This is a genomic window from Tritonibacter sp. SIMBA_163 (assembly GCF_046535935.1).
In the GTDB taxonomy this organism is placed as follows: domain Bacteria; phylum Pseudomonadota; class Alphaproteobacteria; order Rhodobacterales; family Rhodobacteraceae; genus Epibacterium; species Epibacterium scottomollicae.
Window position 1 is genome coordinate 1 of sequence record NZ_JAWJBP010000899.1, and the last position, 252, is coordinate 252.

1 protein-coding gene is annotated in these 252 nt (G+C 66.3%); it reads left to right on the forward strand.

Annotated features, from left to right (window positions below; all coding sequences use genetic code 11):
* Positions 1-252: glycoside hydrolase family 36 N-terminal domain-containing protein (locus R0J92_RS24930; RefSeq protein ID WP_411053658.1), on the forward strand; the 252-nt coding region annotated here is incomplete at both ends.

A 252-nucleotide genomic window follows, 5' to 3' on the forward strand; every position in this document is an offset into this window, starting at 1 on the left:
CACAAGCGTGAGGCACGGTCCGGGCGGTCCGGTCATGAGCCCCCGCCTTTGGCCTATTTCCCAGAAGCGGGCGCGACCAAGACCCAAGGCACCGTCTTTGCCATGCACTATGGCTGGTCCGGCGGACATGTGATGTTGGCGGAAGAGCTGCCCGCCGGACGGCGTCAGATACAGTGGGGCCATGCGTCCGGTGCGCGCCCTGCCGGCACCAGGTTTCGCAGCGCGGCGCTATATCTGGCAGTGTCTCAACGC